We start from the raw sequence: 25,649 nt of genomic DNA, 5'->3' as shown, positions 1-25,649 counted from the left end.
TTGATGTGAACTGGTGTGAACTCTTTTTTGAATGGACCCTTGAGTGTATAACTGAACAGATCGAGCTATACAGGGAGATCTCATTAGGTTATGCCGGTTATTCCACGTTAAGGAACAATGAAGGCTTTTTTCCTGCTATATTCCTGCATATCAGGATAGCGGAGAGGAAAGCGAATAAGGGTGGCACCACGGTCTCACGTCCCTTGCGGATGTGGGGCTTTTTTGCGTTCGCAGAGCGAAGATGCCAAATTTTTGAATTCTAGATGATGTGTGAATTAGGGAGGCGTATCAGATGAAAACGGTATTATCAGGTATTCAGCCGAGCGGTAAGCTTACACTGGGCAACTACATTGGTGCGATTAAAAATTTTGTGAAATTACAGCATGACTATAAGTGTCATTTTATGGTTGTAGATCTTCATGCTATTACAGTGGCACAGGAGCCAGCGGCACTGCGTGAACAGTCCGAGGCTGTGGCTGCATTGTTCATCGCGGCAGGAATTGATCCGAGCAAATCAAACGTATTTCTGCAATCTCACGTACCACAGCACGCAGAGCTCGGATGGTTGATGACAACGCTCACCTCTATGGGTGAGCTGGAGCGTATGACCCAGTTTAAAGACAAATCTTCCGGCAAAGATTCTGTCGGCGCAGGACTGTTCGTTTATCCATCCCTGATGGCTGCAGATATATTGCTGTATAATGCAGATCTCGTGCCTGTCGGGGAAGATCAGAAACAGCATCTGGAGCTGACTCGTGATCTGGCAGGGCGCTTTAACCATCGTTACGGAGAATATTTCACCATTCCTGAACCTTATATTCCACAGGTCGGTGCGCGTGTCATGTCACTGGATGATGCTTCCTCAAAAATGAGCAAAAGTAACCCCAATGCAGGAAGTTATATCGCCCTGTTAGATCCGCCGGATGTCATTCGCAAAAAAATTAGCCGTGCTACGACGGATTCCGGTCGTGAAGTTGTCTATGATCCGGCGAATAAGCCAGAGGTGAGCAACTTGATGAGCATCTATGCGGAATGTGCGGGTATGACACTGAATGAGGTGGCGGAGCGTTACGAAGGCAAAATGTACGGCCCATTCAAAAAGGAACTCGCCGAAGTCGTTGTCTCTGTTATCGAACCGTTACAAGCAAGATACAACGAAATTCGTGAGTCTGGTGAGCTTGCAGATGTATTAGAGACTTCGGCACGTCGTGCAGAAGAGGATGCTGCGAAGACGCTGGATGCGGTGAAAGAGCGGATGGGTTTCGTTCCTAGACGTAAGCTGTAATTGGGAATACAGGTTCAGCAAAGTCAATTTAGCATAAAGACCATGAACGGTTAATCATGTGAACATAGAAGAGGAGACGGATGAATCCATCCGCCTCCTCTTTTTTGACTTATTAACTTCATATGATAGCGATAGCTTATGAAGCTGATTCGGAAGCCGAGCGGGCTTCCTGACGTTCTTTTTTCGCCCGGATGATAAATCCCCAAACGATATTAGCCATGGATAGAACAAACAGCAGGGCTGCAAGCCAGCCGTTGTAAGAAATCGTGATTGCTGTAACCGTTAACAAAACTATCGAAGAAAATGCAAACCATAAGGATAAGCCTTTGCTCATTGGGAAAAACCTCCATGTACAAATTTATTGAATTTTCGTATAACCTGAAGCGTGCGAGCCATAATAATCTTGCAAGCTTGCAATACATTACAGACACAGATTGAAAGGAGATTTTAAATATGGCTCAAGGATCTCGCTCTTCTAACAACTTGGTGGTGCCTCAAGCGACAGCAGCTCTGCAACAATTGAAAATGGAGGCTGCACAAGAACTGGGTGTAACTATCCCGCAAGACGGATACTATGGTAACTACACTTCCCGTGAGACTGGATCTTTGGGTGGATATATCACCAAACGTCTGGTACAAATCGCTGAGCAGTCTCTGTCTGGCAAATAATTTATATACCAAAGCAGTAAAAGCCCGAAGCGGATAACGCTCCGGGCTTTTCCCGCGCAATCGTTCCTATAACGATTGTGCCCTGCAACCAAGGTCTGCGTCAAGGGCGAGCAGATAAAAGTTTTTTATCCATTTTTTCATCACTTAGCCAGCCTACGTAAGTATCAATTGTTTTGAAGTTACGATCCATGACCACTACGGCGACAAAGGGATACTGTTTCCGGTGTCGATACCGAACATCAGCCCAGCGAACTTTATATCCGGCAGGAAGTTCCTCCACCTCGGCTACAGCATAAGAAGTGAAATAGAGGAATGCACTAACCTCCGGTGCCTTGCGTGAGGCTACAACGGCTGCATGAGTGGAAGAGGTGGCATGCAGGCTCCAGGTCAGCTCAGAACCATCGATCTTACCAAGCTCATAACTTCCATCCTTATTCGTTTTGACAACATGCCAGCGGCTCCAGGAAATCGTTGGAATCACAATGTATTTGGCTGGTTCCGGACTGTTATCCATACGTCTCACTTTTCGAACCACCAGTGCCCGCGCGATGGTACGCCATACATAATATATTCCAATCAGAATATACAGCGTAGTAAAGAGTGGGGCAGGTGCAATAAGGTCGAAAGCCCATAATAGAATCGCAATCACATGTGTAATAAACAGGAACGGGTCAAAGATATGAATGATGTTCCAGGCAATCCAGCGTTCTGTAAAAGGACGGGCAGCCTGTGTTCCATACGTATTGAACAAGTCGGTAAAGACATGTACGCCTACAGCTACAGCAGTCCAGAGGGCAACATGACCAAGTGAAACTCCTGAAAAAATCAATCCGATCACACCCGTAATTAGCAGTACCCATAACAACAGAAACGGCAACGAGTGGGACAGTCCCCGATGATTTCGAATATAGAGCGAATTACTTTTAAAACGCAGTGCAGTATCAATGTCAGGGGCTTGGGAGCCGGCGATCGTACCTACCATGACGGCGGCTGCCAGCATGGGGTCGGTTGCAACGACAGGATCAACATAGGCGAGACCCGCCAAACCAATGCCCATAACAAAATGTGTAGAGGTATCCATAAATCTCTCCTTTATAAGGTGTAACGTCAGTGTATCGTCATCAAAATTAACCTTCTCTATCTAGGTGATACCCAATTCTAGTGTATATTATCCACCCGCATGGATGCAAAACATGCTAAGCCCTGGGAAGAATCTGTCCATTTCCCAACAAATGTACGAACATTGTCAAACTATTCCGTGGTTTCTTGTGATAAAATTTATATCGGAAGTCGCGTGGATTTAATAAACATGTCGCGATGAGACATATTTTGTGAACAACGACCTTGTCATTAGCCAAGATATGTCCCGTAATGAAGGCACTGTATTATACATATGTATCCCTTGGCTGAAATGATAACGTAGATTTAATTTATCACGTTAACCGAAATCATTTTGTATCAGTAAGCCAGGGCAGTTTAACAGAGGGTTTTTATGGATCAAATATGTATGCGCATTCACTAGTACATTGTTAGGGGGAAGGGAAGAGGATGCAGGTTATTAAGAAATACAAATGGACGTGGATTTTGCTCGGTATTGCACTGATTATGGCGGTATATTTAATGTGGAATACGGCATTTGCCAGCCAGGAGAAATTACCCGAGATTCGGGAGATCCAATCGTTTTCCATGGAAAATGTGGATGGTCGTAACGTATCGCTGGCGGATACGCAAGGCAAAGTGCGATTGTTCTACTTTTATTTCACCAGTTGCCCTGATGTTTGCCCGATTACGACATTTACACTGTCTCAGGTGCAGGACTTGTTGAAAGAAGATGGAACATTCGGAGATAAGGCATCTTTTGTATCGATTTCCTTCGACCCAAAAGTAGATACGAGGGAGAAGATCAAAACCTTTGCCGACCGTTTCCACGCGGATTATTCTGGCTGGTATTTCCTGCGTGGGGATATGGATAAAACCAAGCAGTTCGCCAAAGAATCGTTCCAGATTCTAATCGAAGGCGAGAACAAGGATGATTTTGCCCATATGAACATGATTGGTCTGGTGGATGAGAATAACCAGCTTCGCAAGGTTTATAACGCTTTTAATACAGAAGATGTGCAGCCGGAAGCCATCGCAGAGGACATTCGCAGGTTGATTAAAGAATAACACCGTAAAATGTTAAGCACGAAGTCTTTAGCAAAGGCTGTCTCTGGTTGCTATAACCAGAAACAGCCTTTTATTTGTTGTTCTTTTTAATACGAAGGTTCGTCAGGATACTGGATATATTCCTCCAGTCCTGCCTTCTCTAATTGCGAGATGATGTATTCATCAGGTGTACCTTCAACCCCTGCGTACCCACGTCTTGTATACATTTGTACCGCATCGGGAAAAGCATCGCGCAGTACACCACGTATCTTTTTACCTGAGCTGTCATTGTCCATGAATAAATAAACTTCATCATATCCTACTTGCTTGCGCAGCGTCTCCAGTTTAAGGGAGTTCAGCGTTCCGAATGTGCACAAAATATTGATCTCTGGACCCACTAAACGTTTGAGTTTACTGCGATCATTCTTACCTTCCACAATGACATGAATAGGCATCTTATTCACCCCTGATTCGAGAGCTGATGTCGACATTCCCCGGGAAATGTTACAGCGAAAATCGACTGAATGTACTTATAGTGTATCTGGAAATGGGGGAATGATGCAAAGTTTAAATTGTTCTGCAGAAGGCTCTAACGTATAAGTTGGTCAGGACAAGCTTAGATACTTCACCCCAGGATGCTTTTCGCATCGGAAGATGAGAGCGGGGCAGTATGTCTTGACGTATAATAGGGGAGTAGCAAGATGCCGATCATCAGCAAAATAAAAGCAATGAAATAAGGAGATACCCCCATCCTCAGCTGTCCAGCCGTAATCGGACCAATAAACGAACCAATAGAGGTGGCAATCGATTGCAGAGAGAAAATACGCCCAAGCTTGCTACCACCGCTTAAGTGAATAAAAAGTGTAGCCATCGCGGGGAAAATGATACCTTTGGACATCCCGAGCACAAATAACACGATGGATAACGAAATTTGCGGAACGGCTGCCATCACGAAAAAACTCAAGGACATCAGCAGTACACCAGCAACTAAACGCAGTTTGGGCGAATAACGGTTAAGAAACAGCATGCTGAGTGTAAAGAGCGCACCGATGCTAATGATTGAAAACAGTAAACCTGTCGACATCATGGAGGAATGCCCGCCTCCCCGCAGCGGTAATTCAAAGAAGAGAATACCTTGAGCGCAGGCAATAACCAAGGGTAGCATGAAATAACGCCAGGAAACGGGCAGGAATGCTTTTGGCGCTTCTGCTGGCGAATGATCAGAGTTAGCTTTAGCCGAGCCGGAAGGCGCAAGACCTGGTCTTGCGGGTTCGGTCAATGGCTGCGGCTGGCGAACGAGGCCACGCGGCATGGTAAGCAGTGCAATGACACCTGTCAGAATGAGTAGATAGCCGAGACTCGAGAAGGTGGCAGAGAACCCCATGGCACCGACGATCACGGCACCTGCGGCTGGTGACACCACCGAAGCCAGCGTGTGCACGACACCGTGACCCGACATGTATTTTCCTTGTTTCACCGGGTCATTGGAGAGTTGAGCGAGCAGGGCCAGACATGCCGGAGATAGAAAGGCTAATACAAAGCCGCTAATAGAACGTAGCGCGAGCAGTTGCCAAGGGGTATGAATGTGAGCCTGCAGAAGTAGGATGAACCCCGCACCGACCAGACTGAACACAATATATCGACGGCTCCCGTGTTTATCAATCTGTGTTCCAGCAATCAGATTGCCAGGCAGGTGGGTTAAGGAATAGATGCCCATCATCCAGCCGATAAAGGTTGGAGCCGCACCGAGCGATATCGCAAATGGCGTCAGAATGGGATACTGGGCATGCAGATCAAACACAGCTAGAAACAAAAACAGGTATAGCCAGATGGCCGTTTTCACTAGAGCCCCTCCTTGTTAGGCGATGCCTGTTTGTACACAGGTCTTGAACGTGTCCACGTTCGTCGGACGAATCCTCATGGTACTACTTGTACGCCCCGCAGGACGAACTTAGACCGTTTATTTTTGCCGGAGAGGGCTTAGCTGACAGCAGGTTCGGAAATCATGTATAATATTCGGGAAGTCATGAATCAATTCTAATTCGGAAGGTGTAATCATGAACATAGAAGTAATCAAAGAGTTTGTGATGCAGAACTGGCTGGTGATCGTCGTTGCACTGATCATTTTGTTCTTTGTTCTGAATGTGGTCAAAACGATGTTAAAATGGGCGATTGCCATCATCATTATTGCGGCTCTGCTGATATACAGCGGCATCTCCATTGAACAGATCAAACAAACCGTCACAGACGTGCAGTCCAGCACGATGGACACACTCAAGAAAGAAGCAACAAGCATCATGCTGAAGGAAGCCTCCAAGGCCACCTATGCGGCGGGGAAAAATGGTGAATTTACGATAACCAGTCCTAACGTTGAGCTTAAGGGTAGCACGAAGTCGGATAAAGTCGATGTGACCTTCCGCGGTATTTCTGTTGGTGAGTGGAAACTCGACAACGATACGATCCGCACATTTGTCGAACAGGCACAAAAAAATAAAACAGCACCTGCTTCGTAGTTTAAAGGAGGAATGAAGACGTGCTGCAAACTTGGCTGGACAGCCTGAAGGAGTTTAATGGGATTACCATTCTGCTGTTGCTGATCGTAGCAGCATCCTTATTACAGGGATGGTCCAGAGGGGCTTCACGTTCTGCGGGGAGACTCTTTGGTTTCCTGATGGACGGTATTATGGCGGTCATTGGTATTTTGTTATCTATCGGTCTGACGTTATGGCTTGCGCCTTATGTACAGCAATGGTTATCTGTACATGCCGGGGATATGCCTAATCGTGAGTTGAACCGGTGGGAACAGCTGTATTATACGCTGGTTACAGCGATCGCAGATTTCCCGCTTATGCGGTTTGCCGTATTATTTGTATTGAGTTACGGCTTGATTCGCATGATTCTTGGATTTTTAACATCCTTCATATTTCGCAGAAGACATGCAGGAGATGAGCAAGCTGCGCCAAAAGGGATTTTTAGCCGGCTGACAGGCGCAGTGATCGGCACGGTCATCGGTTCGGTCCGAGGAATCATTGTGATTGCCGTATTGTTCATGATTGTAAGTCTCTATCCGGGTAGTATGTTCAGCCGTTATGTGGAGGCATCTCCGATCTATATGCAGGGTGCTAAATCGGTGATTGAGCCTTTGTCTGGTACGTTTATCAAGGACAAACTTCCGGTATTCACGCAGGCTGTGCAGAAGGAACTCGGAGGTATTTTGCAACGGAAGTATGAAGTGATTGACCACAATATTCCAGCTGATATTGAGCAAGCCGCGCAGGAGATTGTCAAAGGAAAATCGACGGATGAGGCAAAAGCCAGAGCTCTGTATGACTGGGTTGGCACCCGGGTTCAATACGACTACGGGAAAGTGGATGATTATGAACAGAGGGGAATATGGCATGAACAGACCCCTCAGAATACTTTTGATACGCGCAAAGGGGTATGTATCGATTATGCCCGCTTATATGCGGTAATGGCACGTTCTCAGGGGCTTGATGTCAGGGTTGTTACAGGTCTGGGATATAACGGTCAGGGAGGGTACGGCCCTCATGCATGGAATGAAGTCTATTTGAGTGATTCGAATCGCTGGGTTCCGCTTGATCCAACGTGGGCCATCAGCGGAGATTGGTTTAACCCACCTAACTTTGCCGACACGCATCTGAAAGATCAGTCAGCCTGATAGTACACCGGACACGGATATGGTTCGGAATATGACGACGTTGCCAGGTTATCATGCCGGTGGTTAAGGTTCTGCGGTATGCATCAAGTCATGAAAGAGGTAGGATGAATGAAAAAGCATTCCAATGAGAAGGATGAACTTGCGGACAAACGGCGTTTTAGTTACCGGATGAACGTATTTTTCTTCGCTTCCTTTGTTATTTTTAGTGTAATCATTGTACGTTTGGCGTTTTTACAATTCGTTGAAGGACCTGAGCTCAGTCAGGAAGAAGCAAGTAACATTACGAAGGATGTGCCGCTTGCTCCGGTGAGAGGAACCATCTACGATTCTACGGGGACGGTGAAACTGGCGTATTCCAAGCCGATTCAGTCGCTGTATCTCACATTGTACAAAAACTACGGGGATGTGGATGGCCAGCCGAATCCGAAAATTGGTGAAGTTCAAGAGATGGCTACGCGTCTGCATGATGTTTTTGAAAAGTATAAAACCCCGAATTCCGAATCCTTGACCGTGGATCAAATCATGGAGGAAATGGATCTGAATTCTCGCAAGGCTAACGGGTTTATGCCACGTCTGATCAAGAGTGATTTGTCCGAAGGGGAGGTTGCTTATTTCCTCCAGCATAAGGATGAATTCAAAGGTATTCAGATTGTGGAAGAAAGTGTACGTTACTACGATCCGGATACAGTGGCCGTTCAATCCATTGGTTATTTGAAAAAATTCAAAAGCTCCAAAACGTTGAAAAAGTATAAAGAAGTAGATGAAGCAAACAAAACGCAGACTGATCCAGGTCTGGTCTATACGGAAAATGAGTTTGTTGGATTTGATGGACTGGAGCTGCAGTATCAGGATAAGCTGCGGGGCAAAAGTGGTTATACGTCGGTTGACGTTGATTTACGTAACTTGCCTGAAGGTGTAGCGGGCACAACCCCGCCGCAAAAAGGGTATGATCTGATCTCCAGCATTAATAAAAATGTGCAGGTGAAAACAGAGCAAGCGATTATGGATCAGCTAAGCTGGTTGCATCGCAATCCGGTATCCGGCAGATTACATCCCAATGCCAAAACAGGCTTTGCTGTAGCGATGGAAGTGGATACAGGGAAGGTTGTAGCGGCAGCCAGTATGCCTGATTACGACACCAATGTGTGGAGAACGGGCAGCATCAGTACAGAAGATTATGATAAAATCAAATATATTTATCAGAACGGTACAATCCGGGGATTTCTACCTAGTGATTCCAAAAAAAGAGCTGAATCTGTCGTATTGCTCGGCTCAACGATTAAGCCACTGAGTGTATTGATTGGTTTGAAGGAAGGTTTCTTTACCACTAATTCGGTGTATATCGACCGAGGTTCAACCACGTTTGGTGGAGATAACCGCCGCGTACAGAACTCATCGGGACACGTTTACGGTGCCATGTACCCTCGTGACGCCATTCGTCATTCCTCTAACGTATTTATGATTGACGAGATCGGTAAGAAGCTGTACTCGCGATATGGTGCTAAGGGCGTTGGTGTGTGGGACAAGTACATGGAGCAGTTTGGTCTTGGTATAAAAACAGGAGTGGACTTGCCGAATGAATGGGCTGGGCGTAAAGAATATGAAAATGAAACGGAAAGCTCTTTAACCAAACTAGCCTATGCTTCTTTTGGACAACAAGGTAAATACACAACCATGCAACTCGCGCAGTATACCGTGATGCTAGCCAATAAAGGAAAACGAATGGAACCACAGCTTGTCAAAGAGTTCCGGGATTCGGAAGGCAATGTGGTCGAGAAGGTGAAACCGAAGGTACTCAGTACAGCGGACTTCAGTGATGCATACTGGAATGAGGTACAGCGTGGTATGGCTACCGAGGTTTCTGCCTTTGGCGGTTTCCCTTATGATTTTGCGAGAAAAACAGGTACGTCGACACAGAATATTGGAGGGAAACTGGTGGATAACGGGGTATTTATCGCTTTTGCACCCCGTAACAATCCAAAACTGGCTGTTGCGGTCATGATCCCGGAAGGGGGCTTTGGCTCCAACAGTGCGGCTCCGGTTGCACGTGCGATTTTCGATGCATACGACCAGGAATTCGGCCTGGATGGTGTTCCGAAAAAAAATAAAGATAAAGAAACAGAAACAAGTACACAGTGATGCAGTGATGGAGATCGTGTTCTCCATATGGTAAAAGGCCCCCAGAACGGGGCCTTTTTTTGTTGCTTTTTTTATGGAACCCAGGCAGTCTTCTTACGTTATATACAGAGGGCTTCTTATTACGAAAATGTAACCAAAATTAGAAAGACGTTACAGTCTGCATTTGCTACACTTAAGAAGTGAGAGTTTGCCATTTTGGTCTGTTGTCTGTTGGGGTCTGTTATGACGTTTCGGTATGTATAGATCGTGTGATTTTTAAACTTATACAAAGAACGGAGAGGGGAGCATATGTTTAATCGACTTAAAAATAAACCGCCGAACGAAGATGAGAGAGCGGTAAATCAATCGACCAGCGCGAGGCTGAATGTGTTTTTTTTCGTGGCATTTGTCATATTCAGCATTCTGATCTTCCGACTGGCATTTGTGCAGTTTGTCGAAGGGCCTGAACTGACGTACATGGAATCTACGCGCAATACAAAAGATATCCCTCTAGCCCCGGTGCGCGGCCCGATCTATGATGCGACCGGGAAAGTGGCGCTTGCTTATTCGGAGCCGGTACAGTCACTGTATGTGCTGTTATATGAAGATTATCGTAATGATGATCGCAGGCAGGAAGCCGAAGGATTGGCTCGTGAACTTGCGGATATATTCAAACGATTCAATCCGGGAGACGAGAAGCAGCCAGATGCAGAGGAGATTATAAAACGGCTGGATCTGGATCACCAAAAAACATTCGGTTATGTGCCAAGACTGGTCAAGTCTGATCTGACGACCCAGGAAATTGCTTTTTTTCTAGAGAAAAAAACGGAGTATCCTGGCGTAATGGTGCTAGAAGAGAATGTACGGAGATATGACCCTGATCGAGTCGCTGTCCAGGTTGTTGGTTACACACGGGAATTCAAGCGAGTACCCACAACACTCAAGCAGTACAAATCGATCATAGAGCAATCTGGGTCTCAGCGTGATCCTGGACTGGTCTACTCTCAGGATGAGAGGGTTGGATTCGATGGGTTGGAGCTGCAATATCAGCAGGAGCTTCGCGGAAGAAGCGGATATCAATCCATTGATATTGACTCTAGGAATTTACCTACAGGCACGATGGAATTGACTCCACCAGAGAAGGGGTACAGTCTGATCTCCACGATCAACAAGGAGGTTCAGCTTGCCGCGCAAAAGGCTATTACGGATGAATTACGACAGCTTCCAAAGGCCATTACAGGTTACGCTGTAGCTATGGAAGTGGATACAGGCAATGTGGTAGCTATGGCAAGTATGCCGGACTATGATCCGAATGACTGGGATTATGACAAAATCAAGTATGTTTTCCGAAACGGGACGACAGAGTCTTTCCCGCCCAATGATAATAAGCCAAGCCGTGCAGAGTCCGTTGTTCTACTTGGATCGGTTATTAAACCGCTCAGTGTGCTTATCGGCCTGAAAGAGGGACTGTTCACTACGGGGAGTACTTATCCTGATAAAGGTTACGCTGTATTAGGCAAGGATGGAAGACAAGTAAAGAACTCACATTCGGCCTACAACGGTAATATTACCGCACGGAGAGCGATTGAAAAGTCGTCCAATGCATTTATGATTGATATGGTGGGCAAGCGTTTGCTGAATAAATATGGTGCCACAAAAGCCCTTGCTAAGTGGGACGAATACATGAAGGATTTTGGTTTGGGTGTCTCGACAGGCATTGATCTGCCCAAAGAATTTCTTGGTCAGTTGGAGTATAAAGCAGACAATAATGAGTCTGCACTGACACGTCTTGCGTTTGCGTCATTTGGTCAGCAAGCCAAATATACAACGATGCAACTTGCCCAGTACACCACAATGCTTGCGAATAAGGGCAAACGAATGGAGCCACACTTGGTGAAGGAAATCCGTGATGCGGATGGCAATGTGGTGAAGAAGTTTGAGCCAAAGGTTCTTAATGAGGTGCAGTTTGCGGATGCACACTGGAACGAAGTGCATAAGGGTATGGTCACCAAAGTAAGCTCCTTCGACGGTTTCCCTTATGATTTTGCCAGAAAGACAGGAACATCCGAGCAAGGAACCGGACCGAATAAAAAGGAGAACGGTGTCTTTATCGCCTTTGCGCCAAGAGACAAACCGAAACTGGCTGTAGCGGTTATCGTGCCGGAAGGCGGTTTTGGATCGGTCAGTGCTTCCCCGATCGCACGCAAAATTTTTGATGCATACGATGAAGTGTATGGCCTGGATGGTATCCCAAAGGGGAAGAAGGACCAGAATAAAGAACAAGATTGATGATTAAGGGCATAAAATAATAGGAAACAATGGCATGCTCATAAAAGTATTGAATAAACGGCTTTAGATTGAACTCATAAGTAACAGGACAGGCAGGGGAAAATATCCCTTGCCTTTTATTTTTCCATCGGCTAAAATTTGCACAAGGGAAACATTATTAGACGAGTTTAAAAGTTGGTACCTTGTACAACTTAATTAGTTACGGACAAATATTTTAGGACAGGGAAAGGGGACGGTCAATTTGTTAATGGTGAAGATGAGGAGTATCCAACGTGGAGTCATTACGCTGATAGGCGTTGTTCTGGTCATTGTACTTACAGCTTGTTCGAGTATTTCGGGAGAAGACGGTACCGGCAAAGTGCAGGTTACGGCAACCACAGGCATGATTGCGGATGTAGCACGAGAGGTGGGCGGAGTATATGTTGAGGTTACCGGATTGATGGGACCGGGAGTAGACCCACATTTGTATAAGGCATCCCAAGGAGATATTCGCAAACTGGAGCATGCCAAGGTGATTTTCTATAACGGCCTGCATCTGGAAGGAAAAATGACCAGTATCCTGGAGAAAATGTCCAAAAGCAAACAAGTTACCGCAGTTGCCGAAAAAATCCCGGTAGAGGAACTGCATTCCGGTCAAGCGACAGGTGGAACAGAGTATGATCCTCATGTATGGTTTAACGTCAAGCACTGGATGCGTGCAACCGAAGCTGTGCGTGACACGCTGGTGGAAGCAGATCCGGATCATGCGGAACAGTATAAGACGCAGGCAGCAACATATCTGGAGAAGCTGGAAGCGCTGGATACGGAAGTTCGGGAGAAAATCGGGCAGATCCCTGAGGAAAGCCGAGTGCTGGTCACAGCACATGATGCATTTGGTTACTTTGGTCAAGCCTATGGCATTAAAGTGATGGGTCTTCAAGGCATCAGTACGGCAGCAGAATATGGAGCCAAAGATGTAAGTGAACTAAGAGATTTCCTCGTGGAAAATCAAATCAAAGCCGTATTTATCGAATCGAGTGTACCTGCTAAAGCGATGGAAGCGATTATTGCTGGGGCAGCTGAGAAGGGGCATACCGTAAAAATTGGTGGCGAACTGTTCTCTGACGCTATGGGGGCTGAGGGAACCGTAGAGGGCACCTATATCGGAATGGTGCGGCACAATGTCGAAACGATCGCGGCGGCTTTGAAATAATATATCATCTGAAGAGAGGAGAGCTATGATGATGAAAAATACCAATACAACAAAACAAGCATTAGAAACTATAGATAATATTCAGCTCGGACAGGAAAAGGCAACGGTCTCTTCGCCTCTTTGTGTAAGGAACCTGGCCGTGGCTTATCACAAAAAGCCGGTGCTTAGCAATGTTTCCTTTGATGTACCTGAAGGGCAACTCATCGGCATTCTTGGACCGAACGGTGCAGGCAAGTCAACGTTGATCAAAGCGGTTCTGGGGCTTGTTCCGAAAATGCACGGTGACATTGAGATCTTTGGACGATCTTATCGTGAAACCAGGCGGCGTATCGGTTATGTGCCACAGAGGGAGTCCGTAGATTGGGACTTTCCGACACATGCATTAGATGTTGTCATGATGGGAAGATATGGACATCTGGGCTGGTTCCGCCGCCCGGGAAAAAAGGAAAAAGATCTTGCGGCTCATTGCCTGGAGCAAGTTGGTATGGGGGATTACATGTATCGGCAGATCAGCCAGTTGTCCGGCGGACAGCAACAGCGCGTATTCCTGGCCAGAGCACTGGTACAGGATGCAGACTTGTATTTCATGGATGAACCTTTTGCAGGAGTGGACGCAACGACAGAGAAAGCGATCATCTCCCTGCTAGAGCAATTAAAAAAGCAGGGCAAAACCGTTCTAGTTGTTCACCATGACCTGGCAACGGTAGAGGAATACTTCGATCATGTATTGTTGCTCAACGGACGTTTGGTTGCCGCTGGGCCAACAAGAGAAGTATTTGTACCGGATTTATTACAGGAAACCTACGGAGGTCGCATCGCGATGATCGGCAGCCGAGCGGAGAAAGGCCAGGTGTAGTTATGTGGAATTGGGTTGTTTCTATATTGTCAGACCCGAACACACGCTGGATTTTGCTCGGTTGTCTGCTCCTCGGATTCAGCAGTGGCATTATCGGCTCATTTACCTTTCTTCGTCGTCAAAGTCTGATGGGCGATACATTGGCACACGCGGCATTGCCTGGAATCTGTATTGCGTTTATGCTGACGGAAACGAAGTCGATTGGATTGTTTCTGTTTGGCGCACTCATTGCAGGAATTGTAGCCACTTTCGGCATTTCGTGGATAACCCGGTTTTCACGGATTAAGCAGGATGCGGCAATGGGCATCGTACTGACGGTATTTTTCGGTATCGGTGTCGTGATGCTGACACGTATTCAGCACAGTGCAAGTGGAAGCCAAAGCGGGCTTGACAAGTACCTGTTCGGGCAAGCGGCATCGATGGTGCTTACGGATGTGTATGTGATGGGCGGGGTAAGTCTTGTATTACTCATCGCATGCCTAGTCTGGTTCAAGGAATTCAAGCTCGTGAGCTTTGATCCGGGTTTTGCAAGAGGTATGGGATTGCCCGTCGGAGTACTGGAGCAATTCATTCTGCTACTGACGGTTATAGCTGTTGTCGCCGGAATCCAGGCGGTAGGTGTAGTTCTTGTAGCGGCACTGCTGGTGACCCCGGCAGCAGCAGCAAGGTGCTGGACCAATTCGCTTGCATTGATGGTGTTGCTGGCTGGATTGTTCGGCGCATTAAGCGGTGCCGTAGGAACACTCTTAAGCACGCTTGTCCCTAATCTGCCTACTGGTCCAGTAACTGTGCTTGCGGCTACGGTGCTGTTTGTTGGATCTGCGCTGTTCGCACCAAGGCGAGGGTTACTCGCCCGCAAGTTGCGGAGCATCCAGGCGAAGTCGACTTATATGCGTGAAGAGCAAGCCGCGCTACAGGTGCATGCTGCACAGCCTCAAACACAGAAACAGGGGGAGATGTAGATGGCCACATTTTGGATTATTCTCACCGCAATACTAGTCTCCTCCGCTTGCGCCATTCTTGGTTGCTTCCTGATTCTGCGGCGCATGGCTCTGGTCGGAGATGCGATCAGTCACGCCGTGCTTCCGGGGATCGCAATTGCGTTTCTGTGGAGCGGCTCCAGAGACTCCCTGTGGATGTTGCTGGGTGCAACGGTGTTTGGACTGTTGACGGTGTTCTTCATTCAGACCCTCCAGGCTGGAGGCCTGTCTTCGGATGCTTCGATTGGTATAGTATTTACAGCACTCTTTGCTGTAGGGGTCATCCTGATCAGCCTGAATGCACAGCATATCGATCTGGATCTGGACTGTGTATTGTTCGGTGAGATTGCCTATGTGCAATGGGATACGTTAACGCTGTGGGGAATGGATGTAGGGCCTAGAGCGGTCTGGATGCTGGGCATTACGTTACTTGTTATTCTCGTTGTTGTAGGACTGTTCTACAAGCAGTTCAAATTGTGCGCGTTTGACCCGGCTTTGGCTGCGGCTTGCGGTATTCCGGTGGTCTTATTTCACTATGCGCTCATGGGACTTGTGTCCATGACGTCCGTTGCCTCTTTTGAAAGTGTAGGCTCTATTCTTGTAGTAGGTATGCTGATTGTACCTGCGGCTGCGGCTTATCTGCTCACGGATCAGCTTGGTAAAATGATTCTTTATGCGGTACTGATCGGTGCAGCTTCCTCTGTCGGTGGTTACCTGATGGCGTACGCGATGGATGCTTCTATTGCAGGTTGCATGGTGGCTGTGGCCGGCATTCTGTTTGTACTTGCGTTACTTCTGTCACCGAAACATGGCATTGTACTTCGTTATGTTCGCCGTAAATATGCCGCACGTTGAACATGATTTCATAAATTTAGATGACCGTCTGCATCGCAGGCGGTTTTTGGCGTTCCGGTTTTTAGGTTACTTTGTTGCATACGCGTGATCTGTGGTAAAATGTCGTTAGCTGTGACGTCCGGGGCGTCCGCCATTTCGCGGATACCGGGCGATCTTGTTGTTTTAGAGGAGAGAGACATACTGGAGGAGGATTTACAACATGAGTGAACTGAAATATAAACTGCTGGCCCTGGATATGGACGGCACGTTGCTGAATGATAATCATGAAATTACACAGGAGACGGCCAAGTGGATACAGATTGCTATTCGTCGCGGAGTGCATGTGTGCTTGTCTACAGGAAGAGCCGTATACCACGCCATGCCATATGCGGTGCAACTTGGCCTGGAAACACCCATGGTTACGGTCAACGGCAGCGAGGTCTGGAAAGCTCCACATGAGCTTCACCTGCGCCATCTGATGGACCCGGCGTTAATTCGCAAGATGCATGAGATCGGGGAGAAATATAACAGTTGGTACTGGGCATACTCCGTGGAAGAGCTGTTTAACCGTGATCGCTGGACGGATAATATTGAAGGATTAGAATGGCTGAAATTCGGATTTACCACCGAGGATGATGAGATTCGTCATCAAATCATGATGGAATTGCAAGAAATGGGTGGTCTGCAAATGACCAATTCCTCTCCTGTAAACATTGAGGTAAACCCGGAGAACGTATCCAAAGCTACCGGTGTAGCTGAAGTATGCCAATTGCTAGGCATCGACATGTCCGAGGTAGTTGCTGTTGGAGACAGTCTGAACGATCTGGCTGTCATTGAAGCTGTCGGTCTGGGTGTTGCGATGGGCAACGCACAGGAGCAAGTGAAACAAGCGGCAGATTTAATTATTGGAAGCAACAATGAGGATGGCATTGCACATCTGATTCGTGAACATATTTTGAAGGGGGAGTAACCTTTGCTCGCAACCGTTGGCTGGATTTTAATTGTACTGCTGTTTGCAGTAGGTATGGCAGGTACGGTATATCCGATTTTGCCGGGTGCAATCGCGATTTTCTTCGCGTTTCTGGTCTACGGCTGGTTCTTCAGCTTTGATCCGTTCGGGGTATGGTTCTGGATCATCCAGATTCTAATTGTGGTGGTGCTGTTCGTGGCGGATTATGTGGTGAGTGCTTGGGGAGTCAAAAAGTTCGGCGGTTCCAAGCTGTCTACAACGCTGAGTACCATCGGAGTAATTATTGGCCCGTTTGTCATTCCGGCTTTTGGACTTGTACTGGGGCCATTCATCGGTGCTTTTATCGGAGAACTGATCGGCGGTTCCTCGCCTTCCAAAGCATCGAAAGTTGGGTTTGGATCTGTCGTCGGGCTGTTTACCAGCACGGTGATGAAAATTATTTTGCAACTTGTGATGATTGTTCTATTTATAATCTGGGTGGTTCGATTCGCCTAGAATATCAGGTTAGCTAGCTTAGGGCCGGAGAGGTCCGGTGTGGGGGAAAGAAGGGAATCCGTTTTGTCTAAGAAGGAAACATTTATTAAAGGTACGCTTATATTGGCGGCTGCCGCATTGATTGCAAGGGTACTGGGTCTGGTGCAACGTGTGCCGCTGGAGCATATCCTCGGGGATATTGGTAACGCATCGTTCACGATCTCCAATACGGTGTATTTAATGCTGTTAACTGTCGCAACGGCGGGCATACCGAGTACGCTGAGTAAAATGGTCTCGGAACGCTACGCGCTCGGACGCGCGGGCGAAGCGCAGCAGATATACCGTGCAGCCTTGATTTTTGCGGCCGTGGCCGGTGTGGTCATGTCTGTTCTGTTATGGTTCGCAGCGCCATTTTATGCCACCCATATTTCCAAAGTACCGGAATCCGTGAGTGCCATCCGGGCGCTTGCTCCGGCCCTGTTACTCTTCCCGGCGATCGCAATGATGCGGGGTTATTTCCAGGGACGCGGCAATATGACCGCAGGTGGTATCTCGCAGATCGTGGAGCAGTTTGCGCGTGTAGGTGTAGCGATTATTGTGGCCTATGTGATGTTGCAATGGAATTACGATGATCAGACGATTGCAGCCGGGGCATCCTTCGGTGGGGTGTTCGGTAGTATCGGTGCATTTGCGGTGATGCTGTACTTCACATTAAAGCTACGCAAAAGTGACCGTGCGGCACAGCTACATTATGAGCGTGCAGAGCAATTGCCGATGCGCGGAATTTACACTGATATTTTCAAACTTTCAATTCCGATTGTGTTGTCTTCACTTGCTGTTCCGGCAATCAACTTTATCGACTCTTCCCTCGTCGTTCCCCTGCTTAGTGGACGGATCGGTCTGGAAGAAGCTACAGGCGTACTGGCAATTCTGGGTGCCAAAGCCCAGAGTATAGCCGGTATTCCGCCGATTCTCGCCATAGCGCTCAGTCAGTCCCTTGTGCCTGTCATTTCGGCGGCTTTTGCCCGCAAAGATGAGCTACATCTGAAAAATCAGGTAACGCTGGCGCTACGTATTTCCATTCTGACGGGAATGCCGATTGTGATTACCCTGTGTGCGGCGGCTTATTCGGTAAACGGATTGCTCTTCACAACTCCAGATGGCACGCCGATTATTGCATTGCTTACGTTCGGCACTATTTTCCAGATTACAATGATGACAACGAACTCCATGTTGCTCGGGGTTGGGAAACCACGAATCACGATGATTAGTGTAGCGGCAGGAATTATCGTGAAGCTGATTGCGAGTCTTATCCTGGCGCCGATCTTCGGCATTTACGGGATCATCATTGCAACAGCGCTATGTTTCCTCGTCATCACATATCTGAATCTGCGTGTGTTACGTAAAATCGTTGATTTTTCAATTATGGGGGATCGCTGGATTGGATTTATCATTACGGTGTTTCTCGCGGCAGCTGTCGGTTTTGCGGCCAATTGGAGTGGAAACCAGATCTTTGGCGCGTTCCTGCCTGCACGGGTATCTTTCCTGTTAACCTGTATGGTCGTGGGTGTGCTGGTGGTTGTGGTATATCTCGTGTTGATGGTTGTTCTTCGTGTCTTGCGTAAGGACGAGCTGGCTAGTTATCCGCGAATTCTGCAAAAAATTCTCCGTCCGCTTATGCGTCTGCAACGCGGCGCCGGACAACGAGGATAAATTTAGGTAAAAAAGCGCGGTCTGCACTTGTAGCAGATCGCGCTTTTTTATTGTTATTGCATAAGAGGTTGGTTTCCGTGAAGGTGAACGTTATTCCTACTATGGCCTTACACAGCAGAATCTGCTCAATCTGCTTTAGTGACGTTACGATCCTGTTAAAGCCGTATCGGGACACCGTTTTTCCCCTGCCAATTAGTGAGTAAGAACTTGTACATCATGAGCGAGTGCTGTTTTTAACATGCCGTACCGATGCTCATGACTCATCTCAAACAGCCAAGGTCTGCGTGGCGCAGTGAGGTATCCGAGGCAATCCCGTGTTTCCAGCCAGTCATGTCTTGTAATCGGTTCATATGGTGTGTCCTCCCACACGGCGAGCAACTCAGGAGAATATAGACGTTGACCTTCCGGCAGCCATTCCTCATTCAATAAAGCATCCGTGTACAGAGTATGGTCTGTTGGCCCTTCATGGTGCTTGGTAAACAGGCCTGGCCAATATTCGGCTCGTGAGCCACGATGAGGTATTGTTCGCGCGAAGTCCAGCACCTGCTGAAGCACTTGCTCTACACCAAATAACAGGGCATACAGCCCTTTGCCGAACTGGATACGTTCATTCAATTTGCCAAAATGCTCAATGACCCGTCCGGTAAGTCCACCTCCTTGTGCAAGAGGGAAAACGATGTGGTTCAGCCCGGCCAGATTGTGCAGATGAAAAGCAGGTTTGGAGAGTACTACTTTTTGAAAATAAGGATGTTGCACTACCCGGCTCTCAATATAGTTCTGCTCATTAATTATTAAGGCCACACTCAGTATAGAGCTGCAACGTTCGAGCCAAAACCGCTCCCAGAACGGGGTCATAAAAGACGATACGTGAAAATGAGATAACAGATGGAAGCAGCTTCGTCCAAGCCGCCGACTGTGGATATACAGCTGCAATTGAGGATAGGCATCCTGAAAAATAAGGGCATTGCACCGCTCCAGCAAGCGATACATATGCTCACGATCCTTCTGATTTTGCAGATTATGCATCAGGTCACTGTGCAGGTCGGTCATATGATATCCGCCGTTGCGGGATACCATATGCGCCAGTAGCGCCCAATGTAGCTCGGGATACTGCTCGTAGCATTCCAGATAAGCGGCGGTTCGAGTCACATTACTGCGATTCTGCTGCTGCGTTAAGGTTTTGATCTCTTCGAGAATGATGCAATCCTCTTCGCACACCAGCGCACGTTGTGCCTGATTGTTGCGTGCAGGAGATGGCTTGCCTGTTGTAGGAATTAACTTCTCCACCTCAGCTTGCAGAGCGGCAGCTGTATCTGCGTTCCAATTCAGGTCACGCAAAGGATGTCTAAGCCTTGCAGACGCATGCCAGGCGGCTTGTTTACCTCGCCATACTTCCAGAGCTGCTCCGGGAATGGAGCGAATGATCTGTACAATGGAGCCTGAATGCTGATTTTCCGAAGAGTCATTTCTGGTGGAAGTCATGAATGGAACATCCTTTCATGAATATCTGTGTTTGATATGCCAGGACTTGTGGTTATTCTAAGTATGCGCTGAACATTTGACTTCCAATCACCAATTTGCTTCACTTAGAGGGAGACGAGGTACAGAAAGGGAGATGTGACAATGGAACAGATTACATCCAAGCCGGAATTTGATGTGGCGATTCAATCTCCACGTTTGACAGTGGCCGTATTTAAGGCAGACTGGTGCGGGGATTGCAAATACATCGATCCGTTTATGCCTGAGGTGGAAACGAAGTATTCACGTGACTTGACCCTGATTGAGGTGGATGTTGATCAGGTGGGTACAGTAAGTCAGGAGCAAAATATTTTGGGTATTCCAAGTTTTGTAGCCTACACGGACGGACGTGAACTGGTGCGCTATGTGAACAAGCTGCGTAAGTCGAGAGAAGAGATTGAGCAGTTTTTGGATCGTGCGGTTGAGGTCTACAATACCATTCACAAGTAAGGCCTAAGTGCATCGCAGGGAATGAATGTCTTCAAGACAGGGTAGACTGTAAGATAGGTATGCAAATACAAGGCTGTCGGTTGAGCCGTCTTCAGGCTTAAGACTGCCTTGTTTTTATTTGGCTTGAGGTGAGTAGCTTAAGGCTACCGAGATGGGTAGGGGCCTACATACATAAATTCGAAATATAATGACCTGCTGGTCAAATTTTTAATAGACGTTAACATTTTGTCACAAAGCGCGGCGTCAATGATGCTTTTATCCGGTATAATGGATTTAGTTGTGAAATTAGTGTCAAAGTACAAAACAAGTGCTGTAATGAGCCTTCTTATGGAAACAACACTAGCAACAATAATGAATCGGCATTGATTATCAAGCGAAGAACTTCTTCGCCATCTTAAACCAACAGCGGGTGAGAAAAAATTGAAGCACTTAACATTGTTTAAATGGTTAACCGTATTAACCTGTCTTGTTATGTTCCTGGCTACCTTTGGCGGCGGGATCGTGACGAAAACCGAATCGGGCCTTGGCTGCGGAACACAGTGGCCTTTATGTAACGGTAAGCTTGTACCAGCACATACTGTTGCCTCTCTGATTGAATACTCCCACCGTGCTGTCAGTGCATTGGCAGGGCTGTTGTCCATCGCATCTTTTGTTGCCTTCTTACGTTTTGGCAAGCAGCGTCGTGATTTGCAATTGTTCTCGTTTCTAACCCTTTTATTTGTGATTATTCAGGGAATTATGGGCGCTTTCGCCGTTGTGTTCTCGCAATCTTCCGCGGTCATGGCTCTACACTTTGGGTTCGCACTCATTGCTTTTGCCAGTTCATTGATGATGGCTCTCGGGATTAGGCAAGAGGCGAGATATGGCGGTTTGGAACGTCTGAACCAGTATCCTCGCGTTAGTAAGGGATTTCGTAACCTGGTCTGGTTTTCAACCATCTATACGTACCTGGTCGTGTATACAGGCGCATTTGTAAGCCATACGAATTCGGCTGGCGGGTGTTCCGGATTCCCGCTATGTAATGGGCAGATTGTGCCTGAACTTTCTGGCGGGGTAGCTGTGGCCTTTGCCCATCGTCTGGCAGCTGTGTCACTCGTGATCGTAATCGCGATCCTAGGACATTTTGCTTACCGTAAACACCCGGACAACCGCGAGCTACGGACACTCGGTGTGTTATCCGTCGTTTTAATTCTGTTGCAAGTGGTTATCGGTATGTTCATGATGTGGACGATTAATCGCCCGGAAGTTTACATGTTTGTGGCGCTGGCACATATGCTGGATATCGCTATACTGTTCGGTATCTTGACCTATATGAGCTTCCTTGTGTACAAGCTGCACCGCCCGGTGAACCGTTTCTAAACAGCTTATGAATTTTGTGTTTTAAAAAAGTAAGTTTATTACATTGTCCTGAAGCTGCGCTGGGCCATGTTGGAAAGTCCACCATCCGGTGATGTAGATCATTGGAGAGGTGGACTTTTGTTTGATGTCGGAGGTAGCAGGGCAACCTAAATCAAGTTGTAACGATTAACCGAACGTCACATAGCGCTTTAATTCATCTTCAGCTGTTCAACAGCTGTGAAAACATATATATTTTGCATCATCAGTGGAAAGAGGAGGTCTTCTATGCTACGTACGTTACTGGGAGAAAAGCCACGAGTGAATCAAGGGAAACTGAAACAAGCCATGGATACCATGGCGTTTACACTGGAGTCTTTTGAAAAACAGATGTATGTGGATCATGATCCGAACCATGATTATCGGAAGCTGTATGTATGGACACAGGGACTAATCTCTTCGTTGGATGAACTGGAGCAAAGTTATTTTGCAGCCGTACATTTTCGTAAAAAAGTAGTTGCAGGTTCAACGCGCGATATGAGTTCTGCTGAGAAATCTGAGTATGCCCGGTACGTTTATTTTTATAAAGATGCCTTTATTCGGTGCTTCGCGATTCTGGACAAATTGGGTACGGTCTTGAATGAAGTTTTCCAACTAAATACATCCAAAACCAAAGTGCATTTCTCCTATTATACCGTTCTGAGGCAATTCGAATATTATCGGGATCATCATGAGTTGGCACAGCAATTAATTAAGATTAAGGAAGCGTACCGAGAACCGATGAGCAGATTGCGAAAGCGGCGTAATATGGAGATTCATTACATGAATTCGGAAATGCAGGATGATTTGTGGCAGTTACATCAGACGTTGCGTGGCAAAGTGAAGCTGGAGGATCTTGATCAGCATCTTCTCGAAATGCAGCAAGGTGTAGATATGGTCTGTGAAACACTGAATATGGCCTATCGATACATCAATCGAATCTGGCGTAAACAGATTTTGAAACATTAGGTATAGCAATGATTTTAAATAATACCATTTGACAAATCGGAATACTTTGATTATACTGAGTTCCAGATCGAATCTTACATGGAATCGTGTCTTCAATACAGCATTTGATGCAGTTCGGTCATTATACATGACGAACTACATGAAACTATATAAACCTACAACTTTATATTTCTCTTATCGAGAGTGGCGGAGGGACAGGCCCGATGAAGCCCGGCAACCGATCAACGATGATGACATGAATGGTTATCCTTGTTGATGTTAGGTGCTAATTCCTACAGAATCATGTTGCACATGATTTTGGCAGATGAGAAGGTCATTTCACGTGAAGAGCCATCTTTGTATCTGCAAAGGGCTCTTTTTTTGCGTAGAACGGGGAGTTTTCCCTTCCTTCGGGTAAAGATATATGTAGGTGATGGGGAAGGAGCAGTATTAGTGATCGAATTGGTTGGATTAACCAAAACATATGGCAGACGTGCCAAAACAACGACGGCGTTGTCACACCTTGATCTGAAGATTCAGAAGGGTGAGATTTTTGGAGTTATTGGTCACTCAGGTGCAGGGAAAAGCACATTGATCCGATGTATCAATTTACTTGAGCGCCCGACAGAAGGTGAGGTTTGGGTCGATGGTATTAACCTGACTGAGCTTAGCAAAAGTGAACTACAGCAGCAAAGACGCAAGATTGGTATGATCTTTCAGCATTTTAATCTGCTGTCTTCTGCAACGGTATACGACAATGTGGCTTTCCCTTTAAAACTGGTCAACACACCTAAGGATGCGATTGATCGCAAGGTGAAGGAAATGCTCGCTCTGGTTGGTCTGGAGCAACATAGCAGCAAATATCCGGCACAGCTGTCTGGCGGACAGAAGCAGCGTGTAGGTATAGCGAGAGCTCTGGCAAGTGATCCGAATGTTCTTCTCTGTGATGAGGCAACCTCGGCACTTGATCCGCAAACCACCAATTCGATTCTGAAGTTATTGCTGGATATCAATGAAAAGTATAATCTGACGATTGTGCTAATTACTCACGAAATGCACGTCATCCAGAACATTTGCGATCGGGTGGCTGTTATTCATCAAGGTGGTATTGTGGAGCAAGGTCCAGTAACGGAAGTGTTCCTGAAACCGCAACATGCAATCACGCGGGATTTTGTCTCACGTGACAGCGAAGGTGGACTGGCACTGGAGGAAGCGGTTATGGCAAATGCCGGGACAGAGTTGCCAGCAGGTGTTTCTTCCAAGTTGGTGAAGGTCTCATTTCTTGGAGATAAAACCTATGAGGCGATTCTGTCGAGAACAGTTCGTAAAACAGGTGTGGATTTCGCTATTCTGCAAGGTACAATCTCTACAATCAAGCAGGTTCCTTATGGTCAACTGACGGTGCGTTTTGAAGGTGACTCCGCTGCGATTGAGCAGACCTTGTCCGAACTAACCGCAGAAGGACTTGATGTGGAGGTGCTCCGATAATGGATTTTTCCAAAGTACGCTGGGAAGAGGTCGGTACGGCCTCCATTGAAACATTGCAGATTCTTGCTGTATCCGGTTTGTTTACTGTTCTCTTGGGTTTGCCGCTTGGTGTCATTCTGTTTATGACAGGCAGATCGGCTTCACCTAGTTCAAAGCTAACCTACATCATATTATCAGTTATTGTTAATATTTTACGTTCGGTACCTTTCATCATATTAATTGTTGCTCTTATTCCGTTTACGCGTACGCTGGTGGGCACCGCTACAGGTGTGCTTGGTGTCATTCCACCGCTGGTTATCTCGGCTGCTCCGTATTTTGCACGTCTGGTGGAGAATACTTTACGTGAAGTGGACCGCGGCGTCATTGAAGCAGCTCAGGCAATGGGGGCATCTACAGCTCAGATCGTAAGACGGGTGTTGTTACCTGAGGCTTTACCTGGCTTGCTTGCCGGAATTACAATTACCATCGTTACGTTGGTGTCCTATACGGCCATGGCGGGTATGGTCGGCGGTGGAGGTCTGGGTACACTGGCCATTAACTATGGATACTATCGATATCAGAATGAGATCATGATTATTTCTGTTGTATCCATGATTATACTGGTTCAGCTCTTGCAGATGATTGGCGATCGTCTGGTCATTTATTTCACCCGGAAATAACAGATAGA

General features: G+C 46.9%; 24 protein-coding genes, 1 riboswitch and 1 other annotated feature (1 of these 26 only partly in view). Of the genes, 19 read left to right on the top strand and 5 right to left on the bottom strand.

The genetic code is table 11. From position 1 onward, the window contains the following. Window positions 1-207 (top strand) — a binding site (T-box leader) (it extends 57 nt beyond the left edge of the window). Between the two features lie 85 nt (window positions 208-292). Further along, window positions 293-1,285: a tryptophan--tRNA ligase gene (trpS, locus tag ACT89M_RS23375; RefSeq protein ID WP_090919620.1), complete on the top strand. Its 993-nt coding sequence runs from the start codon at window positions 293-295 to the stop codon at window positions 1,283-1,285. A 136-nt stretch (window positions 1,286-1,421) separates the two neighbouring features. On the opposite strand, the gene ACT89M_RS23370 is transcribed toward trpS, so the two are convergent. Continuing rightward, window positions 1,422-1,619 (bottom strand): hypothetical protein, encoded by a 198-nt coding sequence (locus ACT89M_RS23370; RefSeq protein WP_090919617.1) that lies wholly within the window; start codon window positions 1,617-1,619, stop codon window positions 1,422-1,424. 119 nt (window positions 1,620-1,738) lie between these two features. Between ACT89M_RS23370 and ACT89M_RS23365 the strand changes: the two genes are divergently transcribed. After that, a complete protein-coding gene (locus ACT89M_RS23365; RefSeq protein ID WP_090919614.1) occupies window positions 1,739-1,954 on the top strand; it encodes an alpha/beta-type small acid-soluble spore protein in 216 nt (71 codons plus the stop codon). Between the two features lie 100 nt (window positions 1,955-2,054). Here ACT89M_RS23365 and ACT89M_RS23360 read toward each other — a convergent pair whose 3' ends face one another. Next, window positions 2,055-3,035, bottom strand: a complete 981-nt coding sequence (locus ACT89M_RS23360) for a metal-dependent hydrolase (RefSeq protein ID WP_221789977.1) — start codon at window positions 3,033-3,035, stop codon at window positions 2,055-2,057. 467 nt (window positions 3,036-3,502) lie between these two features. Here ACT89M_RS23360 and ACT89M_RS23355 point away from each other — a divergent pair, with 467 nt between their 5' ends. Further along, window positions 3,503-4,120: an SCO family protein gene (locus ACT89M_RS23355; RefSeq protein WP_154891081.1), complete on the top strand. Its 618-nt coding sequence runs from the start codon at window positions 3,503-3,505 to the stop codon at window positions 4,118-4,120. A gap of 86 nt (window positions 4,121-4,206) precedes the next feature. Here ACT89M_RS23355 and ACT89M_RS23350 read toward each other — a convergent pair whose 3' ends face one another. Together ACT89M_RS23350 and ACT89M_RS23345 are read right to left on the bottom strand one after the other, a co-directional pair. Further along, a complete protein-coding gene (locus ACT89M_RS23350; protein WP_090919605.1) occupies window positions 4,207-4,554 on the bottom strand; it encodes a toprim domain-containing protein in 348 nt (115 codons plus the stop codon). Window positions 4,555-4,724: 170 nt separating this feature from the next. After that, the gene (locus ACT89M_RS23345) at window positions 4,725-5,942 is read right to left on the bottom strand and encodes an MFS transporter (protein WP_308723059.1); all 1,218 of its coding nucleotides are present in this window, start codon (window positions 5,940-5,942) and stop codon (window positions 4,725-4,727) included. Between the two features lie 214 nt (window positions 5,943-6,156). On the opposite strand from ACT89M_RS23345, the gene ACT89M_RS23340 reads away from it, so the two are divergent. From ACT89M_RS23340 to ACT89M_RS23290, 11 genes are all read left to right on the top strand, one after another. Then, a complete protein-coding gene (locus ACT89M_RS23340; RefSeq protein WP_090919599.1) occupies window positions 6,157-6,612 on the top strand; it encodes an ATPase in 456 nt (151 codons plus the stop codon). A gap of 20 nt (window positions 6,613-6,632) precedes the next feature. Continuing rightward, window positions 6,633-7,778, top strand: a complete 1,146-nt coding sequence (locus ACT89M_RS23335; protein ID WP_154891079.1) for a transglutaminase family protein — start codon at window positions 6,633-6,635, stop codon at window positions 7,776-7,778. Between the two features lie 108 nt (window positions 7,779-7,886). Next, window positions 7,887-9,917 carry a peptidoglycan D,D-transpeptidase FtsI family protein gene (locus tag ACT89M_RS23330; RefSeq protein WP_154891078.1) on the top strand — a complete coding sequence of 677 codons (2,031 nt, stop codon included), beginning with the start codon at window positions 7,887-7,889 and terminating at the stop codon, window positions 9,915-9,917. A 288-nt stretch (window positions 9,918-10,205) separates the two neighbouring features. Then, window positions 10,206-12,185 carry a peptidoglycan D,D-transpeptidase FtsI family protein gene (locus ACT89M_RS23325; RefSeq protein WP_308723060.1) on the top strand — a complete coding sequence of 660 codons (1,980 nt, stop codon included), beginning with the start codon at window positions 10,206-10,208 and terminating at the stop codon, window positions 12,183-12,185. Between the two features lie 247 nt (window positions 12,186-12,432). Beyond that, on the top strand, window positions 12,433-13,377 hold the full coding sequence (locus tag ACT89M_RS23320; protein ID WP_154891114.1) for a metal ABC transporter solute-binding protein, Zn/Mn family: 945 nt from the start codon (window positions 12,433-12,435) through the stop codon (window positions 13,375-13,377). 25 nt (window positions 13,378-13,402) lie between these two features. Beyond that, window positions 13,403-14,233: a metal ABC transporter ATP-binding protein gene (locus tag ACT89M_RS23315; RefSeq protein ID WP_373323275.1), complete on the top strand. Its 831-nt coding sequence runs from the start codon at window positions 13,403-13,405 to the stop codon at window positions 14,231-14,233. 2 nt (window positions 14,234-14,235) lie between these two features. Next, on the top strand, window positions 14,236-15,195 hold the full coding sequence (locus ACT89M_RS23310; protein WP_154985071.1) for a metal ABC transporter permease: 960 nt from the start codon (window positions 14,236-14,238) through the stop codon (window positions 15,193-15,195). After that, on the top strand, window positions 15,196-16,068 hold the full coding sequence (locus ACT89M_RS23305) for a metal ABC transporter permease (protein WP_090919579.1): 873 nt from the start codon (window positions 15,196-15,198) through the stop codon (window positions 16,066-16,068). A 199-nt stretch (window positions 16,069-16,267) separates the two neighbouring features. Next, a complete protein-coding gene (locus ACT89M_RS23300) occupies window positions 16,268-17,017 on the top strand; it encodes a Cof-type HAD-IIB family hydrolase (RefSeq protein WP_154985070.1) in 750 nt (249 codons plus the stop codon). Window positions 17,018-17,020: 3 nt separating this feature from the next. Continuing rightward, window positions 17,021-17,512, top strand: coding sequence for a DUF456 domain-containing protein (locus ACT89M_RS23295; RefSeq protein ID WP_487344847.1), 492 nt, complete (start codon window positions 17,021-17,023; stop codon window positions 17,510-17,512). A 63-nt stretch (window positions 17,513-17,575) separates the two neighbouring features. Then, window positions 17,576-19,204, top strand: a complete 1,629-nt coding sequence (locus ACT89M_RS23290; RefSeq protein ID WP_154891075.1) for a putative polysaccharide biosynthesis protein — start codon at window positions 17,576-17,578, stop codon at window positions 19,202-19,204. 192 nt (window positions 19,205-19,396) lie between these two features. Here the strand turns inward: ACT89M_RS23290 and ACT89M_RS23285 are convergent, their stop codons facing one another. Beyond that, window positions 19,397-20,686: a DUF2515 family protein gene (locus tag ACT89M_RS23285; protein WP_154959696.1), complete on the bottom strand. Its 1,290-nt coding sequence runs from the start codon at window positions 20,684-20,686 to the stop codon at window positions 19,397-19,399. Between the two features lie 141 nt (window positions 20,687-20,827). Here ACT89M_RS23285 and ACT89M_RS23280 point away from each other — a divergent pair, with 141 nt between their 5' ends. From ACT89M_RS23280 to ACT89M_RS23260, 5 genes are all read left to right on the top strand, one after another. Beyond that, complete coding sequence (locus ACT89M_RS23280; protein WP_090919572.1) at window positions 20,828-21,172, top strand: thioredoxin family protein; 345 nt, start codon at window positions 20,828-20,830, stop codon at window positions 21,170-21,172. A gap of 420 nt (window positions 21,173-21,592) precedes the next feature. Then, the gene (locus ACT89M_RS23275) at window positions 21,593-22,531 is read left to right on the top strand and encodes a COX15/CtaA family protein (RefSeq protein ID WP_139168884.1); all 939 of its coding nucleotides are present in this window, start codon (window positions 21,593-21,595) and stop codon (window positions 22,529-22,531) included. 264 nt (window positions 22,532-22,795) lie between these two features. Then, window positions 22,796-23,515, top strand: coding sequence for a Cthe_2314 family HEPN domain-containing protein (locus ACT89M_RS23270; RefSeq protein ID WP_154985068.1), 720 nt, complete (start codon window positions 22,796-22,798; stop codon window positions 23,513-23,515). 171 nt (window positions 23,516-23,686) lie between these two features. Further along, window positions 23,687-23,826, top strand: a riboswitch (SAM riboswitch). 121 nt (window positions 23,827-23,947) lie between these two features. Continuing rightward, window positions 23,948-24,982, top strand: coding sequence for a methionine ABC transporter ATP-binding protein (locus ACT89M_RS23265; protein WP_090919792.1), 1,035 nt, complete (start codon window positions 23,948-23,950; stop codon window positions 24,980-24,982). Beyond that, window positions 24,982-25,641: a methionine ABC transporter permease gene (locus ACT89M_RS23260; protein ID WP_090919566.1), complete on the top strand. Its 660-nt coding sequence runs from the start codon at window positions 24,982-24,984 to the stop codon at window positions 25,639-25,641. Before ACT89M_RS23265 ends, ACT89M_RS23260 begins: the two co-directional genes overlap by 1 nt. Window positions 25,642-25,649: the final 8 nt, after the last annotated feature.

The organism is Paenibacillus sp. NN59 (assembly GCF_057597225.1).
Note: the sequence above shows the minus strand (reverse complement) of the source record. Positions and strands in the feature narration are given on the sequence as shown.

Excerpts from the sequence above, each read along its gene's own strand:
- ACT89M_RS23325 (WP_308723060.1), top strand. The coding sequence starts at position 10,206 with ATGTTTAATCGACTTAAAAATAAACCGCCGAACGAAGATGAGAGAGCG.
- ACT89M_RS23300 (WP_154985070.1), top strand. The coding sequence starts at position 16,268 with ATGAGTGAACTGAAATATAAACTGCTGGCCCTGGATATGGACGGCACG.
- ACT89M_RS23365 (WP_090919614.1), top strand. The coding sequence starts at position 1,739 with ATGGCTCAAGGATCTCGCTCTTCTAACAACTTGGTGGTGCCTCAAGCG.
- ACT89M_RS23310 (WP_154985071.1), top strand. The coding sequence starts at position 14,236 with ATGTGGAATTGGGTTGTTTCTATATTGTCAGACCCGAACACACGCTGG.
- ACT89M_RS23320 (WP_154891114.1), top strand. The coding sequence starts at position 12,433 with ATGGTGAAGATGAGGAGTATCCAACGTGGAGTCATTACGCTGATAGGC.
- ACT89M_RS23340 (WP_090919599.1), top strand. The coding sequence starts at position 6,157 with ATGAACATAGAAGTAATCAAAGAGTTTGTGATGCAGAACTGGCTGGTG.
- ACT89M_RS23355 (WP_154891081.1), top strand. The coding sequence starts at position 3,503 with ATGCAGGTTATTAAGAAATACAAATGGACGTGGATTTTGCTCGGTATT.
- ACT89M_RS23360 (WP_221789977.1), bottom strand. The coding sequence starts at position 3,035 with ATGGATACCTCTACACATTTTGTTATGGGCATTGGTTTGGCGGGTCTC.
- ACT89M_RS23370 (WP_090919617.1), bottom strand. The coding sequence starts at position 1,619 with ATGAGCAAAGGCTTATCCTTATGGTTTGCATTTTCTTCGATAGTTTTG.
- trpS (WP_090919620.1), top strand. The coding sequence starts at position 293 with ATGAAAACGGTATTATCAGGTATTCAGCCGAGCGGTAAGCTTACACTG.
- ACT89M_RS23260 (WP_090919566.1), top strand. The coding sequence starts at position 24,982 with ATGGATTTTTCCAAAGTACGCTGGGAAGAGGTCGGTACGGCCTCCATT.
- ACT89M_RS23350 (WP_090919605.1), bottom strand. The coding sequence starts at position 4,554 with ATGCCTATTCATGTCATTGTGGAAGGTAAGAATGATCGCAGTAAACTC.
- ACT89M_RS23280 (WP_090919572.1), top strand. The coding sequence starts at position 20,828 with ATGGAACAGATTACATCCAAGCCGGAATTTGATGTGGCGATTCAATCT.
- ACT89M_RS23305 (WP_090919579.1), top strand. The coding sequence starts at position 15,196 with ATGGCCACATTTTGGATTATTCTCACCGCAATACTAGTCTCCTCCGCT.
- ACT89M_RS23330 (WP_154891078.1), top strand. The coding sequence starts at position 7,887 with ATGAAAAAGCATTCCAATGAGAAGGATGAACTTGCGGACAAACGGCGT.
- ACT89M_RS23285 (WP_154959696.1), bottom strand. The coding sequence starts at position 20,686 with ATGACTTCCACCAGAAATGACTCTTCGGAAAATCAGCATTCAGGCTCC.
- ACT89M_RS23315 (WP_373323275.1), top strand. The coding sequence starts at position 13,403 with ATGATGATGAAAAATACCAATACAACAAAACAAGCATTAGAAACTATA.
- ACT89M_RS23270 (WP_154985068.1), top strand. The coding sequence starts at position 22,796 with ATGCTACGTACGTTACTGGGAGAAAAGCCACGAGTGAATCAAGGGAAA.